Raw genomic sequence first — 13,715 nt, 5'->3', positions numbered from 1 at the left:
TTGAGGAATATCACGCCATGTGGCGCCTGTACGCAGTTTCCATAAGATCGCTTCCATGATATTTCTACTATTCTTTGAACGGTAGCAACCATGTAATCGCATAGTATCTTGAATTTGCTGCCAGATAGCATCGGTAAGAAGAGTACGTGCCATTGAAAATATAGAAATAAAAATAACTCAAAGGAGGATTTTAAGTATTTAAAACCAATTCTTCAAATGAGGACACGCCCTAGACTTATAAGATAAGTAGATTCAAACTGAATTTTTACAATAAAAAAACCACCCTTTCGGGTGGTTTCTTCAATCTCAAACCGGCAATTACATTGCGCGGTTTTTGATTTTGCGGATCGTTTCCAGCTGAGCAGCAGTCTCTGCAAGAGCAGCCAAAGCAGCAGCAGCGTCCAAATCGCCCTTTTGATTTGCTAGCAATTGTTCAGCGTGTTTACGCGCTTCAATAATTGCCGCTTCATCCAAGTTTTCTGCACGGACTGCTGTATCAGCAAGAACCGTAACAACATGCGGTTGAACTTCTAGAACACCACCAGATACATAGATTAATTCTTCTGTACCATTTTCCAAAATAACGCGGATCGCGCCAGGTTGGAGCAAAGTTACCAGCGGAGCGTGACCAGGCATAATACCTAACTCGCCGCCAGCACCTTTAGCAATTAGCATAGTTACAGTGCCTGAGTACAAAGACTCTTGAACACTTACAACGTCACATTGCATAGTCGCCATGAGAATCTCCTAAATTAGGGAACTAATTAAAGTTTCTCAGCTTTAGCAATCACTTCGTCAATACCACCAACCATATAGAACGCTTGTTCTGGGATGTGATCGTATTCACCAGCTAGAAGACCTTTAAAGCCACGAATCGTTTCTTTAAGCGGTACAAGTTTACCAGGAGCACCAGTAAACACTTCAGCTACGTGGAACGGTTGAGAGAAGAAACGTTGGATCTTACGTGCGCGATACACGATAAGTTTGTCTTCTTCTGACAATTCGTCCATACCAAGAATTGCGATAATGTCTTTCAATTCTTTATAACGTTGAAGAACGTTTTGAACTGAACGAGCGATTTCGTAGTGTTCTTGGCCAACTACAAGTGGATCTAACTGACGTGAAGTAGAGTCAAGTGGATCGATCGCAGGGTAAATACCTTGAGAAGCGATGTCACGGCTCAATACAACAGTTGCGTCCAAGTGAGCGAACGTAGTTGCAGGCGATGGATCTGTTAAGTCATCGGCAGGTACGTATACCGCTTGAATTGACGTAATAGAACCAGACTTAGTAGATGTAATACGTTCTTGAAGAACACCCATCTCTTCTGCAAGTGTAGGCTGGTAACCTACTGCAGATGGCATACGACCTAGAAGTGCTGATACTTCAGTACCTGCTAGTGTATAACGGTAGATGTTGTCAACGAACAATAGTACGTCACGGCCTTTACCGTTTTCGTCTTTTTGATCACGGAAGTACTCAGCCATAGTCAGACCAGTCAACGCTACACGTAGACGGTTACCTGGTGGCTCGTTCATCTGACCGTAGACCATTGCTACTTTGTCTAGAACGTTAGAGTCTTTCATCTCGTGATAGAAGTCGTTACCTTCACGAGTACGCTCACCAACACCAGCGAACACAGATAAACCTGAGTGAGCTTTAGCGATGTTGTTGATCAACTCCATCATGTTTACAGTTTTACCAACACCGGCACCACCGAACAGACCAACTTTACCACCTTTCGCGAACGGGCAAAGTAAGTCGATGACTTTAATACCAGTTTCTAGAAGGTCAGTAGAAGCCGCTTGTTCTGCATAAGAAGGCGCTTGACGGTGAATTGGTAAACGCTCTTCAGTTGCAACTGGACCAGCTTCGTCGATTGGGCGACCAAGAACGTCCATGATACGACCTAGAGTTGCTGTACCTACTGGTACAGAAATCGGCGCGTTAGTGTTAGTTACGTTCAAACCACGCTTAAGGCCTTCAGTAGAACCCATTGCAATAGTACGAACTACGCCATCACCAAGTTGTTGCTGAACTTCTAATGTAGTTTCAGTACCGTCAACTTGGAGAGCGTCATAGATCTTAGGAACGCTGTTACGTTCAAACTCGACGTCGATAACCGCGCCGATGATCTGAATGATACGACCGCTACTCATTGCTGTCTCCTCAATTCAAACTAATATATGTTAAACGGCAGCGGCACCACCAACGATCTCAGAAATTTCCTGAGTAATCGCGGCTTGACGCAGCTTGTTATAAATAAGTTGCAGGTTCTTGATCAAATCACCCGCGTTATCTGTTGCAGCTTTCATTGCAACCATACGAGCAGACTGCTCACACGCGATGTTTTCGATCACACCTTGATACACCACAGACTCGATGTAACGAACCAACAAGCCATTTAAAAGCTCTTCAGCTTCAGGCTCGTAGATATAGTCCCAACCGTATTGACGGTTAAGCGTCTTGTCTTCTTCAGCAGCTGCTAAAGGAACAAGCTGTTCGATCTTTTGGTTTTGAGTCATGGCGTTGACAAAGCCGTTAGATACTAGATAAATACGATCTAACTCGCCTTTATCGTAAGCGTCTAACATCACCTGTACAGAACCAGATAACTGTTCAAGACTTGGAGTGTCGCCCACTTGAGTGGTTGCACCAAGTACTTTACCGCCGTAGTTTTTAAAAAACGAAACCGCTTTTTGACCAATCAAAGCAAATTGAACTTCAATTGACTGCTCTTGTTGCTGTTGAACGTGTTTTACCACTTTCTTGAACAGGTTAATGTTCAAACCACCAGCAAGGCCGCGATCTGATGACACGATGATATAGCCAACGCGCTTTACAGGACGTTCAACCATATAACGGTGTTTGTATTCAGGATTCGCTTGAACCAAGTGAGCAATTACACGGTGCATATTTTCGGCATACGGACGGCCTTGAGCCATGCGCTCTTGCGCACGACGCATCTTAGAAGCTGCTACCATCTGCATCGCGCGAGTAATTTTCTGCGTGCTTTTGATACTAGCTACTTTGGCGCGAATTTCTTTTAAATTTGCCATACGCTTAACCTAGTATTCGAAGGCCCTTTCGAGCCCTCGAAGGTTGATTCCGTGAACCAAACCAACACTAATTAGCAAGTTGCTAAATTAGTAAGTTTGAGTCGCTTTGAACTTTTCAATACCCGCTTTGAATTCAGCTTCGATATCTTTGTCCCAAGCACCAGTCTCGTCAACTTTTTGCATAACTGCAGCATGTTCTGAACGGAAGTAAGAAATTAACGCAGCATCAAAGTCTACGATTTTCTTCACTTCTACGTCAGCCATATAGCCTTCGTTAGATGCATAAACTGATACAGCTTGGTCAGCGATTGAGTATGGAGCATATTGTTTTTGCTTCATAAGCTCAGTTACGCGTTGACCGTGTTCAAGCTGTTTACGAGTTGCTTCGTCAAGGTCAGAAGCGAACTGAGCAAACGCTGCCAATTCACGGTACTGTGCAAGTGCAGTACGGATACCACCAGACAATTTCTTGATGACTTTAGTCTGCGCAGAACCACCAACACGAGATACAGAGATACCCGCGTTCACAGCAGGACGAATACCCGCATTGAACAATGATGTTTCAAGGAAGATCTGACCGTCAGTAATCGAAATTACGTTAGTTGGTACGAATGCAGATACGTCACCCGCTTGAGTTTCAATAATCGGCAATGCAGTTAATGAACCAGTTTGGCCTTTAACTTCACCGTTAGTGAATTTCTCAACGTAGTCAGCAGATACACGAGAAGCACGTTCAAGTAGACGTGAATGTAGATAGAACACGTCACCTGGGTAAGCTTCACGACCTGGTGGACGACGAAGAAGCAATGAAATTTGACGATATGCTACAGCTTGTTTAGACAAGTCATCATAGATGATCAGAGCGTCTTCACCGCGGTCACGGAAGTATTCGCCCATTGTACAGCCTGAGTACGGAGCAAGGAAAAGCATTGCTGCTGGATCCGCTGCCGCTGCTGCTACAACAGTTGTATACGCCATAGCGCCAGTTTCTTCCAGCTTGCGCACAACGTTAGCGATAGTCGATTGTTTTTGACCAATTGCTACGTATACACATTTAATGCCAGAGTTTTTCTGAGCGATGATCGCATCGATCGCCATAGCTGTTTTACCAGTCTGACGGTCACCAATGATCAACTCACGCTGACCACGGCCTACTGGGATCATTGTATCTACTGATTTATAACCAGTTTGTACAGGTTGATCCACTGATTGACGCCAAATTACGCCTGGTGCTACTTTCTCAACAGCATCAGTCAATTTTGCATCAATAGGGCCTTTACCATCAATCGGGTTACCCAAAGCATCTACTACACGGCCTAAAAGTTCTGGACCAACCGGAACTTCTAATACACGACCTGTGCAACGCGCTTTTTGACCTTCTTGAAGGTTTAAGTAGTTACCTAAAACAACGACGCCCACTGAATCCTGTTCTAGGTTCAGTGCCATACCGTATAAGCCGCCGTCGAATTCGATCATTTCACCGTACATTGCATCAGCAAGGCCGTGAATACGCACAATACCGTCGGATACCATAACAATGGTACCTTCGTTTTTAGCGGTCGCGCTGGTGTCCAGATCGCCGATACGCTGTTTAATGAGCGCACTGATCTCGGATGGATTCAGTTGTTGCATTGCGCTATACCTCAATCTTTTTAAAGTTCAGTCTTCTTATTTCTTAAGCAAGAAGACGAGTACGCATTTTTTCAAGCTTATTAAGCGCAGAATCATCTATCACTTGGTCGCCTGCACGAATAACCACACCAGCAATAAGCTCTGGTTTAACTTCTACAGAAACATTTACCGCCGCTTCGAATTTTTTCTCTAATGCGTGAGTAAGGAGTTGTTCCTGTACAGAAGTCAACGGGAATGCTGATTCAATTACAACATCCACAGTATTGTTATTCTGTGATTTGAGCTGTTCATATTCTGCAGCGATTTCAGGAAGCAAAGCCAAACGTGCGTTTTCAGCAAGCATAGTCAAAAAGTTTGACACTGCAGGCGTTTGGTCTTCGCCTAAAACTTTAGCAAAAAGTGCCACCTGCTCAGCAGGTGTCAACTCAGGGCGATTTAGATAAGCTGAAAATGCTTCGTCTTGCACCGCAGCACTGAGCAATTCAAGTGCAGTTGACCAAGAGTCAGCTGTACCTTGCTCAGAAGCGTAAGCAAATGCTGCTTTAGCGTAAGGGCGTGCCAACGTCAAGAGTTCAGCCATAATCCGCCTCTCTTAAAGTTTAGCAGCCAGCTGAGTCAGCATGGCATTGTGAGCTTCTGCGTCAACTTGCTGGCTAAGAATTTTCTCAGCGCCAGCAACTGCAAGAGCAGCCACTTGTTGACGTAATTCTTCGCGAGCAGAATTGATTTCAGTATCAACAGCTTCTTTAGCCTGTTGACGAATACGCTCACCTTCAGCTGACGCTTGAGTACGAGCTTCTTCTACCAATTGCGCTGCACGACGGTTCGCTTGTTCGATCAATTGAGCCGCTTGTGCTTTTGCCGCGTCCAGTTCAGCTTTCACTTGTGCTTGCGCATCTGCAAGGTCAGCCTTCGCTTTTTCAGCAGCATTTAAGCCATCAGCGATTTTACGCTGACGTTCACTAATCGCATTGATTAGTGGTGGCCATACAAACTTCATGCAGAATGCGACAAAAATCGCAAACGCAATCGCTTGGCCAAACAATGTGAGGTTGATATTCATTGCAAATTCCTCAAATAGTGAATTTCGGAATTAAGCTGATTAACCTACAAATGGATTAGCGAAGATGAAGAACAAGCCAATACCAACACCGATCATAGGCACAGCATCAAGAAGACCCGCGATTAAGAACATACGAGTTTGAAGTTGTGGAGCCAATTCTGGTTGACGAGCTACAGCTTCAAGGAAACGGCCGCCTAAAAGACCAAAACCAATCGCAGTACCTAAAGCACCGAAAGCGATCAAGATAGCAGATGCAATTGCAACTAGACCTAAAGTGAGTTCCATGATAATTCCTCAGAGGTTAGGTTTTATACCAAATTAAGTTAAAAAATTGTGCCCAACCATCCTGTGACAGTTAGGCAATACCATTAATGCTTTTCGCTTGCCATGCTCAAGTACACGATAGTCAGCATCATGAAAATGAATGCCTGTAGCGTAATAACAAGAATGTGGAAGATCGCCCAAGGCACAGATAACGCCCACTGGATCCAGAACGGTAATAACGCGATAAGAATGAAGATTAACTCACCCGCATACATGTTACCGAACAGTCGTAGAGCCAATGAAACTGGACGTGCAAGGAAGGTTACCAATTCAAGAATCAAGTTCACTGGAATGAGTAACGCTTTTGCAACTGGGTTACTTGGGTTAAATGGGTTAAGTGCAAGCTCACCAACGAAACCGCCAATGCCTTTCTCACGAATACTGTAAAACAAGATAAGCGCAAATACAGACAATGACATACCAAGGGTAATGTTAGGGTCAGTAGATGGAACGATCTTGAAGTAAACGTGGTGCGGATCAATACCAAGAAGGCTACCAATCACGTGTTGAGCGATATAAGGAATCCAGTCAACAGGGATCAAGTCCATCAAGTTCATGAGGAAAATCCACACGAAGATGGTTAGCGCTAGTGGAGCGATCAAACGCGATTTTCCGTGAAAAGTATCGCGTACACTTGAGTCAACAAACTCGATAATCATTTCGATTGCAGACTGGAACTTGGTAGGAACACCAGAGTTTGCAGCTTTCGCTACGATCCAGAACATGAAACAGAAAAGAATACCAAGGCCGATTGACCAACCCATTGAATCCAAGTGAATAGCAGTGAACCCCATCTGTTGAGCTTCAGCACCATTCTCGGCCAATTTCCATGTACCGTCCGGCATTTTGCCATAGGTCATGTTGGTCAAGTGGTGCTTGATGTACTCGGTCGAAGTAAGGGCATGTTCTTCAGCAGCCATAAATCACACCTGGTCAATGTCAAAAACTAATGAAACTTACGAATATCGCGTGCTGCTTGATATCTCGCTTATTTCTGAAAAAACTTTTCAATTTTTGCTGCGCTTAAACTCGTCTTTGTAGACGTGACACCCAAAACGGAGCGACCCACGACATGGCTTGAACGAGTATAAAACCACAAAACAATGCAACCGGGGATAACGGCTTGACATTGCTTAAAATCAAAATGAATCCAACAATCACAATTGCAAACTTACCGAGCATGCCCCTATACATGTTCGATAGAACTTGTTTGGAAGCTCGCGCGCCCGCAGCACGAAACGACTGCCAGCTAAAGTAGCAGGTCGCCAGCCAACATACGAATGCACCCAAGGCTGCACTCAAGGCTGCGGTTGTGTCCTTCAGAACCCAACCTAACAACGCTGAAACGGGTATCATTACTGCTTGCAAGATGACTAAAGCTTTCGCTAATCGTCGGTCAATCAAGCGACTAGTTCGGCTCATTATTTATTCACTCACAGCAATCATGCTTGACAAGTTTAGCTGATGATTATTTTTAATCGCAGGCATTATAGAGTTACACCCCTTAACATGCAATCTTTTCCCGAGCTTAGCTTCGAAAAATTCGATGGTTCAATCGTTTCTAAACTAAGCAAAACTCGATCACTTTTTAATCATTATCGAGAATTTAGCACACATTTGTTCGTTTGATCAGCTAATTGTTGCCAGCCTTGGATAAAGTCCCCTGCCCCACTCATGCTTTCGTCTACATGCTGGAAAACTACCGGGTTCAGTTTTCTGTACTGATTGGCATTGGCATGTCCCTCAGCCAGCAGACACATTTTGGTCTGTACGCGGGTATCCTGCAGGTACTTGATCTGTGCAACTGTTGGTGACACATGCGGATCATCGGTGAGTGCACCCATAAACTTCAGGTTTAGCGGACGCTCTAGATATTGATAGGCATCATGATATGACCAATAGGGGCGTGGCTTAGAAGTTGAACTATAACGTTGTGCTGTCGTTAGCATATTTTGTGCAAAAGCACGTGCATTTTTCCAGTAAGTTTCACGGTACTGTGGCATTTGCTGTGAACGCAGCGCAGCAATAAAGAAACCGATGCGAACTGCATTATTTGGGTCCAGCCAGACATGTGTATCAACCGTATTTTTTAAGGCTTCACCACGCGGATTACGCATTGGCAAAGGATTAATAATGCTGGAATCCAGAATTGCGATACTTTTATTACTTTCTTCGAGTACTTTTGCTAAAGGCGCTTCATGGGCCTGTCCCAGCCAGATCACCAGCCCCGCATCCTGAATGGTTTTACGGTGTGCCGGGGTCAGGCTGACATCATGTCCAGTCTGATTGGCCAATAATAAGGTTGGCTGTTCTACCCCTTGGGTAATTTTTTTGGCAATCAGGTAAATCGGATGCGTAGAAACCACCAGACTTTGTGACCAACTTAAGGTACTCAATAAAGCCAGGGCACAGAACGCAAAAAAACGGGACATGGGTGAAAATCGCGGTAAAAACACTAAGTGTTATAATATAACAAATTTGCAAAAATACCTATGCCCAATCGAAACTGACAACGCTTCATGATAAGATTTAAAATTCTTTTAATTTCAGTTTCGCACTTGAGGTGAACTATGGGTTCCTGTTCGCACGAACACCACAACGCATTGCACGGCGTACACGATCATCCGAACGTGGAACAACGCCTGGCTGAAGCGGAAAGCCTGTGTGCAGCAACTGGTGCGCGACTTACGCCCTTGCGTAAGGAAGTCCTCGAACTGATTTTAAATGCTTCAGGTCCCATGGGCGCCTATGACCTGTTGGCCAAGATTAAAAATAATAGTGATCGTCCTGCGGCACCACCCACAGTATACCGCACGCTCGACTTTTTATTAGAAAAAGGCTTTATTCACCGTCTGACTTCTATTAATGCCTATATTCCATGCTGTCATCCACGTGAAGGTCACCAAGCAGCTTTCCTGATTTGTACCGAATGTAAAGCCGTAAAAGAAGCATCTGCACAAGGATTACTGGATCAGCTCGACGCATTAGCAAGCTCAGATGATTTTAGTGCTCATCACAGCATCATTGAGATTTCAGGAATCTGTCAGCAGTGTCGCAACAAAGCCTAACTCCCGTACCGCTGATTCAACTTTCTAAAATTTGGGTCAATATTGATGATCGTGACATTCTAAAAGCCATTGATTTCTCTTTGCAGGAGAAAGAGATTGTCACGCTGATTGGTCCGAATGGTGCCGGTAAGTCGACCTTAATAAAGGTCATGCTTGGGATCGTCAAACCGAAATCCGGTGAAATCAAAACGGCGCGCAAGCTGAAATTCTCTTATGTGCCACAGAAATTCAATCCGTCACATAGTCTGCCGCTACGTGTCAAAGATCTGCTGGCACTGGAAAAATGTCCTTCAGCTATTAAAGCTGAAATCATCCGTGATACCGGTATTGCCAAGCTGGAAAATTCTAAAGTTCAACAGCTTTCTGGCGGTGAGCGTCAACGTGTATTATTAGCACGCGCTTTACTACGCCAGCCGGATATCCTGGTTCTAGACGAACCCATGCAAGGTCTGGATATCCAATCCGAAGCCGAACTGTATGAATATGTGCGTAGCCTGCCTGAAAAATATGGCTGTGCCATTTTGATGGTCTCGCATGACCTGCAATGGGTGATGCAAGGTACGCATCGTGTGGTTTGTCTGAATAAACATATTTGCTGTAGCGGGTTACCGGAAAGTGTGCAGCAACATCCAGAATATCAGGCGATCTTTGGCACCAATCGGGTGTTCTACCAGCATCATCATGATCACTGTGCCCATGGCGACTCTGCAGCACCCTGTCAGCACGATACACGACCGCATATTCACCCCGAGCCGGAAGCTTAAGCCATGATGGACTGGTTACAACTCCTTTTACCTGCATGGATCATGGGAACACTCTTGGTGTTCCTGACTGCTCCGCTGGGCTGTCTGATGCTGTGGCGTCGTATGTCTTTCTTTGCTGATACCATGGCACATGGCACTTTATTGGGTGTTGCCATTGCTGGTGCCATGAGTCTACCGCTGTGGATCGGTGTGACCTTTATCGCCTTATTGCTGGTGGCTATTTTATGGGTGCTGTACGATCCTCGCTTACCGAACGATGCTTTGCTTGCGCTCTGCTCAGCCACCCTGCTCTGCTCAGGCTTATTGTTCATTCAGCATTTACCGAGTTTAAGACCAGAACTGCTGAGTTATCTGTTCGGTGATTTGCTGACGATTTCCTGGAATGATTTACCCACTTTTGCTGTGGTGATTATTGTTGCACTGGCTGTGATTTATAAAAGCTGGCAGGCACAGATCCAAATTGCCATTGATCCTGATATGGCGATCAGCGAAGGTGTGAATGCCAAATTACAACGCCTGATCTTTATGTTGTTACTGGCCCTATTCACCGTATTGGCACTTCGAGCAGTAGGTTCACTTCTAATGGGAGCCCTGCTGGTCATTCCGGCACTGACGGCTCGCTTGCTGGCGAACTCACCAAGACAAATGGTGATCTGGGCCTTCGTGATTGCTCAGATTGGGGTAACATTTGGTCTTTGGTCAAGTGCAGGCCTCAATACTTCGACAGGTCTAACCATTGTCCTGACCATGTCAGTGCTGTTTGCCCTGATCTTCTGTATACAGAAGTTTAAGAAAATGAGTTAAGTCATGCAGAGCAAACGCTATTTGATTAGTGCCTGTTTGCTCGGTTATAAAGTCCGTTACGATGGACAGGATTGTCTGCTCAAGGAACTACTGCAACATCTGCTACCTGATCAATATGTCAGTCTTTGCCCTGAAGTCAGTGGTGGCTTAGCCATCCCCCGCCCGTCTGCCGAGATTCAATCTGGAAATGGTCACGATGTACTGCTGCGCCACGCTCATGTTGTCGATATAAATGGTACAGATATTTCAGAGGCTTTTATTCAAGGCGCCTATGCTGCTTTAGATCTTGCCCGAAAATTTCAAGTGACACATGCCATCCTCAAAGCGAATAACCCATCTTGTGGCAGTGACCTGATTTATGATGGATCATTTACTGGAACAAAAATTCAAGGCCAAGGCGTCACTGCTGCCCTGTTGCAACAACACAGCATCATTGTGATGACCGAACAAGATTTTTTGAAACAGCTAAAAGTTCGACCTGAGTAAGCTCACCCCCCTATTCAAAATGGCAAACATAATCCACAACTTCCCGGCATAACAGTTTAAACCGACTATGTTTAGGTACATAGAAAGATTGCCCTGGTACATAACGCTGATAATGCGCATCCTCACCGATCTGCACCAGACATTCACCGGAAATAATTTCCAGACGTTCTGCCACAGCAGTTTCAAACACGATCGGCTGTTCTGTCGGCAGGAACACACCTAAAGTTTTTTGAGTGCCATCCGGCAACTGAATGCAATGACTGATACAACAGCCATATTCGTGGATGGTTGGTTTTTTAATAATAGACACGCAGTCGAATTGACCAGACATAGGAATACCTCTTTTATTATTTTTATGTTTTGTATTCAAAAGCTAGCGACATCACATTGTTTTTATTTTTGTGTAATGCGCCTTTACGTTTATGCCTGATGCACCAAACTGAGCAAGGTTGCAGCGCAGGCAAACAGTACGGCAAAGCTGCGATTTAATATTTTTTGTTGCTTTGCTGATGTCAATAATCTTAAAACTTTCGCTGCCAATCCGGTATAACCCGCCATCACAATCAGATCAATGGTGACCATGGTTGCTGCCATAATCACATACTGAATCCACTGAGGTTTGGACAGATCCAGAAACTGTGGCAATACCGCAAGCAGGAACACAATTGCCTTTGGATTACTCATATTCACAAGAAAACCATACAGCACCAACTTCCCCGCTGACTTACGGGTTAATTCATGCTGAATCTCAATCGACTGCATCGGCGCAGTCCACTGTAAATATGCCAGATAGAGCAGGTAGCCCACACCGAACCATTTCACCAACAGGAATGCCCAAGGTGTCGTAGCAAATAACACCCCAGCGCCGGCAGCGACAATGGCGATTTGAACTAGTAAAGCCAGCTGCAAGCCTAAAGCATTCCAGTAGCCATGTCGAAAACCGTAATTCAGGCCACTCGACATCGAAGCAATGGCGCCCGCACCCGGGGAAATGCTAATCACCCAACAGGCCAGCATGTAGGCAAACCAAACTTGATAGGACATGAATCTGCTCGATAGAAAACTTGAAGCGTATTATATGACTTTTCAAATATATTCAGATCAAAATCTCGCTAAAATTTAATCTGAATACTATTCACCCTGTATGGCTTCAGGCACAATAGTTCGATTAAATACAGGAATTTTTATTACAGGAGCCATGAATGACAGCCCAATCTGTAATTTTGCCATTACCTTCAGATCATGCTCGTTTTATTGTTTTACGTCTTAAAGATCTCAGCATTGAAGATTTTAAAGAGCAATTAGAGCAATTATTTACGACACGTGATCGTCTGATTACTCAACATCCTAATGCGCAAATTAAAACAGGCGTGGCTTTTGGTCCTGAACTGTGGGCAAAACTTTATCACCAAGCTCCTGTAGGCTTTAAACAACTCGAGCCGATTCAAGGTTCGTTTGATATGCCAGTTATTCCTGCGGATGTACTGATTCATATTGCTAGCGCACGTGCTGATATCTGCTTTGCTTTAAGTCAGGCTTTCTTTGAAGGAATTCGCGATCAAGTTGAAGTGCTGGATGAACGTGTCTGCTTCCGCTATTTTGATGGACGTGATATTACCGGCTTCATCGATGGTACTGAAAACCCGCAATTCCCGGATGATCGCGCTGAAGTCGCTTTAGTCGGTGAAGATGCTGGTATTTTCCAAGATAGTTCATTTATCTTCGCACAGCGTTATGCGCATAACCTAGAAAAATGGAAAAAGCTAAAAGTTGATGCTCAAGAGCAAGTGATGGGTCGTACCAAGCTTGAATCAATTGAGCTCGATGATGATGTAAAACCTGCCAATGCACACGTTGCTCGTACAGTAGTTGAAGACGAGGAAGGTGAAGAAATGGAAATTTTACGTCATTCCCTGCCTTATGGTGATGGTCGTGGTGACCAAGGCCTGTTCTTCATTGCCTACACCAAAGATTTAAACATTATTGATGCCATGTTAGAGCGTATGTTCGGTACGTCTGGCGATGGAATCCATGACCGCTTGCTCCACTTCGTAACTCCAATAGATGGTGCGTATTACTTTGCGCCGAGTGAGGAATTGCTGGAAGAGGTTTTGGAAGGGTAAAATATAAGGTCGATGAATGCTACATTCACTATAATGTAGCAATCTAAAAAATTATTTTTCAAGAAAATTTCTATAATTAATATTTTCACACCCTAGAGTAAATGTTAAGCACTTTAAATCTGAATCTAAAATCAATTTATAGTCATTAATTTTACTGTTACTTTCTCTAATATTTGCATTATATAAATATTTTTTCTCTTCTTTAATATAAGAAAAATTATCACCAGCCAATATACTCCCATAATCACTTTCTAAATTAGTAGATGAAGAATTTACCACTGGAGCTTCAATAACTACATTTGACAACTTATTATATATAAAAAAATTCGATATAAATTTTTTATAAAGTCTTTTAACATAATCTAATTCACTAAATTCACTTATCAGAAAGG

Annotated in this window: 18 protein-coding genes and 1 pseudogene; 5 read left to right on the top strand and 14 right to left on the bottom strand. The window is 44.1% G+C overall.

Annotated elements, in window-relative coordinates; all coding sequences use genetic code 11:
- The 11 genes from C3420_RS15090 to C3420_RS15040 form a co-directional block, all read right to left on the bottom strand.
- A partial coding sequence (locus tag C3420_RS15090) for a transposase (RefSeq protein ID WP_146048167.1) occupies positions 1-153 on the bottom strand: 153 nt, incomplete at its 3' end.
- A gap of 165 nt (positions 154-318) precedes the next feature.
- Positions 319-738 (bottom strand): F0F1 ATP synthase subunit epsilon, encoded by a 420-nt coding sequence (locus C3420_RS15085; RefSeq protein WP_004814254.1) that lies wholly within the window; start codon positions 736-738, stop codon positions 319-321.
- Positions 739-764: 26 nt separating this feature from the next.
- Entirely contained in the window at positions 765-2,159 is a 1,395-nt protein-coding gene (gene atpD / locus C3420_RS15080) for a F0F1 ATP synthase subunit beta (RefSeq protein ID WP_004895294.1), read from the bottom strand.
- A gap of 30 nt (positions 2,160-2,189) precedes the next feature.
- Positions 2,190-3,059 (bottom strand): F0F1 ATP synthase subunit gamma, encoded by an 870-nt coding sequence (atpG, locus tag C3420_RS15075; RefSeq protein WP_004814251.1) that lies wholly within the window; start codon positions 3,057-3,059, stop codon positions 2,190-2,192.
- Between the two features lie 87 nt (positions 3,060-3,146).
- Positions 3,147-4,691, bottom strand: a complete 1,545-nt coding sequence (gene atpA / locus C3420_RS15070) for a F0F1 ATP synthase subunit alpha (protein WP_004814250.1) — start codon at positions 4,689-4,691, stop codon at positions 3,147-3,149.
- A 43-nt stretch (positions 4,692-4,734) separates the two neighbouring features.
- Entirely contained in the window at positions 4,735-5,271 is a 537-nt protein-coding gene (locus tag C3420_RS15065; protein ID WP_103800909.1) for a F0F1 ATP synthase subunit delta, read from the bottom strand.
- Between the two features lie 12 nt (positions 5,272-5,283).
- On the bottom strand, positions 5,284-5,754 hold the full coding sequence (locus tag C3420_RS15060; protein ID WP_004814248.1) for a F0F1 ATP synthase subunit B: 471 nt from the start codon (positions 5,752-5,754) through the stop codon (positions 5,284-5,286).
- Between the two features lie 39 nt (positions 5,755-5,793).
- Positions 5,794-6,039 carry a F0F1 ATP synthase subunit C gene (gene atpE / locus C3420_RS15055; protein ID WP_000424060.1) on the bottom strand — a complete coding sequence of 82 codons (246 nt, stop codon included), beginning with the start codon at positions 6,037-6,039 and terminating at the stop codon, positions 5,794-5,796.
- An 83-nt stretch (positions 6,040-6,122) separates the two neighbouring features.
- A complete protein-coding gene (gene atpB, locus C3420_RS15050) occupies positions 6,123-6,998 on the bottom strand; it encodes a F0F1 ATP synthase subunit A (protein WP_004814247.1) in 876 nt (291 codons plus the stop codon).
- Positions 6,999-7,101: 103 nt separating this feature from the next.
- Positions 7,102-7,500 carry an ATP synthase subunit I gene (locus C3420_RS15045; RefSeq protein ID WP_004814246.1) on the bottom strand — a complete coding sequence of 133 codons (399 nt, stop codon included), beginning with the start codon at positions 7,498-7,500 and terminating at the stop codon, positions 7,102-7,104.
- 173 nt (positions 7,501-7,673) lie between these two features.
- A complete protein-coding gene (locus C3420_RS15040; protein WP_103800910.1) occupies positions 7,674-8,510 on the bottom strand; it encodes a metal ABC transporter solute-binding protein, Zn/Mn family in 837 nt (278 codons plus the stop codon).
- Between the two features lie 138 nt (positions 8,511-8,648).
- Here C3420_RS15040 and C3420_RS15035 point away from each other — a divergent pair, with 138 nt between their 5' ends.
- From C3420_RS15035 to C3420_RS15020, 4 genes are read left to right on the top strand one after another with little or no spacing between them, the layout of a single operon-like run.
- The gene (locus tag C3420_RS15035; protein WP_004814242.1) at positions 8,649-9,146 is read left to right on the top strand and encodes a transcriptional repressor; all 498 of its coding nucleotides are present in this window, start codon (positions 8,649-8,651) and stop codon (positions 9,144-9,146) included.
- Positions 9,128-9,910, top strand: coding sequence for a zinc ABC transporter ATP-binding protein ZnuC (znuC, locus tag C3420_RS15030; protein WP_103800911.1), 783 nt, complete (start codon positions 9,128-9,130; stop codon positions 9,908-9,910). The genes C3420_RS15035 and znuC overlap by 19 nt, the downstream gene beginning before the upstream one ends.
- Positions 9,911-9,913: 3 nt before the next feature.
- On the top strand, positions 9,914-10,714 hold the full coding sequence (znuB, locus tag C3420_RS15025) for a zinc ABC transporter permease subunit ZnuB (RefSeq protein ID WP_103800912.1): 801 nt from the start codon (positions 9,914-9,916) through the stop codon (positions 10,712-10,714).
- A gap of 3 nt (positions 10,715-10,717) precedes the next feature.
- Entirely contained in the window at positions 10,718-11,200 is a 483-nt protein-coding gene (locus C3420_RS15020; protein WP_103800913.1) for a DUF523 domain-containing protein, read from the top strand.
- A gap of 10 nt (positions 11,201-11,210) precedes the next feature.
- Here C3420_RS15020 and C3420_RS15015 read toward each other — a convergent pair whose 3' ends face one another.
- Together C3420_RS15015 and C3420_RS15010 are read right to left on the bottom strand one after the other, a co-directional pair.
- Positions 11,211-11,531 (bottom strand): pyrimidine/purine nucleoside phosphorylase, encoded by a 321-nt coding sequence (locus C3420_RS15015; protein ID WP_004895307.1) that lies wholly within the window; start codon positions 11,529-11,531, stop codon positions 11,211-11,213.
- Between the two features lie 89 nt (positions 11,532-11,620).
- Positions 11,621-12,244 carry a LysE family transporter gene (locus tag C3420_RS15010; protein WP_004895310.1) on the bottom strand — a complete coding sequence of 208 codons (624 nt, stop codon included), beginning with the start codon at positions 12,242-12,244 and terminating at the stop codon, positions 11,621-11,623.
- 158 nt (positions 12,245-12,402) lie between these two features.
- Between C3420_RS15010 and C3420_RS15005 the strand changes: the two genes are divergently transcribed.
- Positions 12,403-13,323 (top strand): Dyp-type peroxidase, encoded by a 921-nt coding sequence (locus C3420_RS15005; RefSeq protein ID WP_103800914.1) that lies wholly within the window; start codon positions 12,403-12,405, stop codon positions 13,321-13,323.
- A gap of 51 nt (positions 13,324-13,374) precedes the next feature.
- Here C3420_RS15005 and C3420_RS15000 read toward each other — a convergent pair.
- A pseudogene (locus tag C3420_RS15000) lies at positions 13,375-13,715 on the bottom strand (hypothetical protein); the annotation flags it as partial.

Origin of the sequence: Acinetobacter sp. ACNIH3 (assembly GCF_002918965.1) — a bacterium.
GTDB lineage: Bacteria > Pseudomonadota > Gammaproteobacteria > Pseudomonadales > Moraxellaceae > Acinetobacter > Acinetobacter schindleri.
This window is presented reverse-complemented; position numbering and strand designations above follow the sequence as displayed.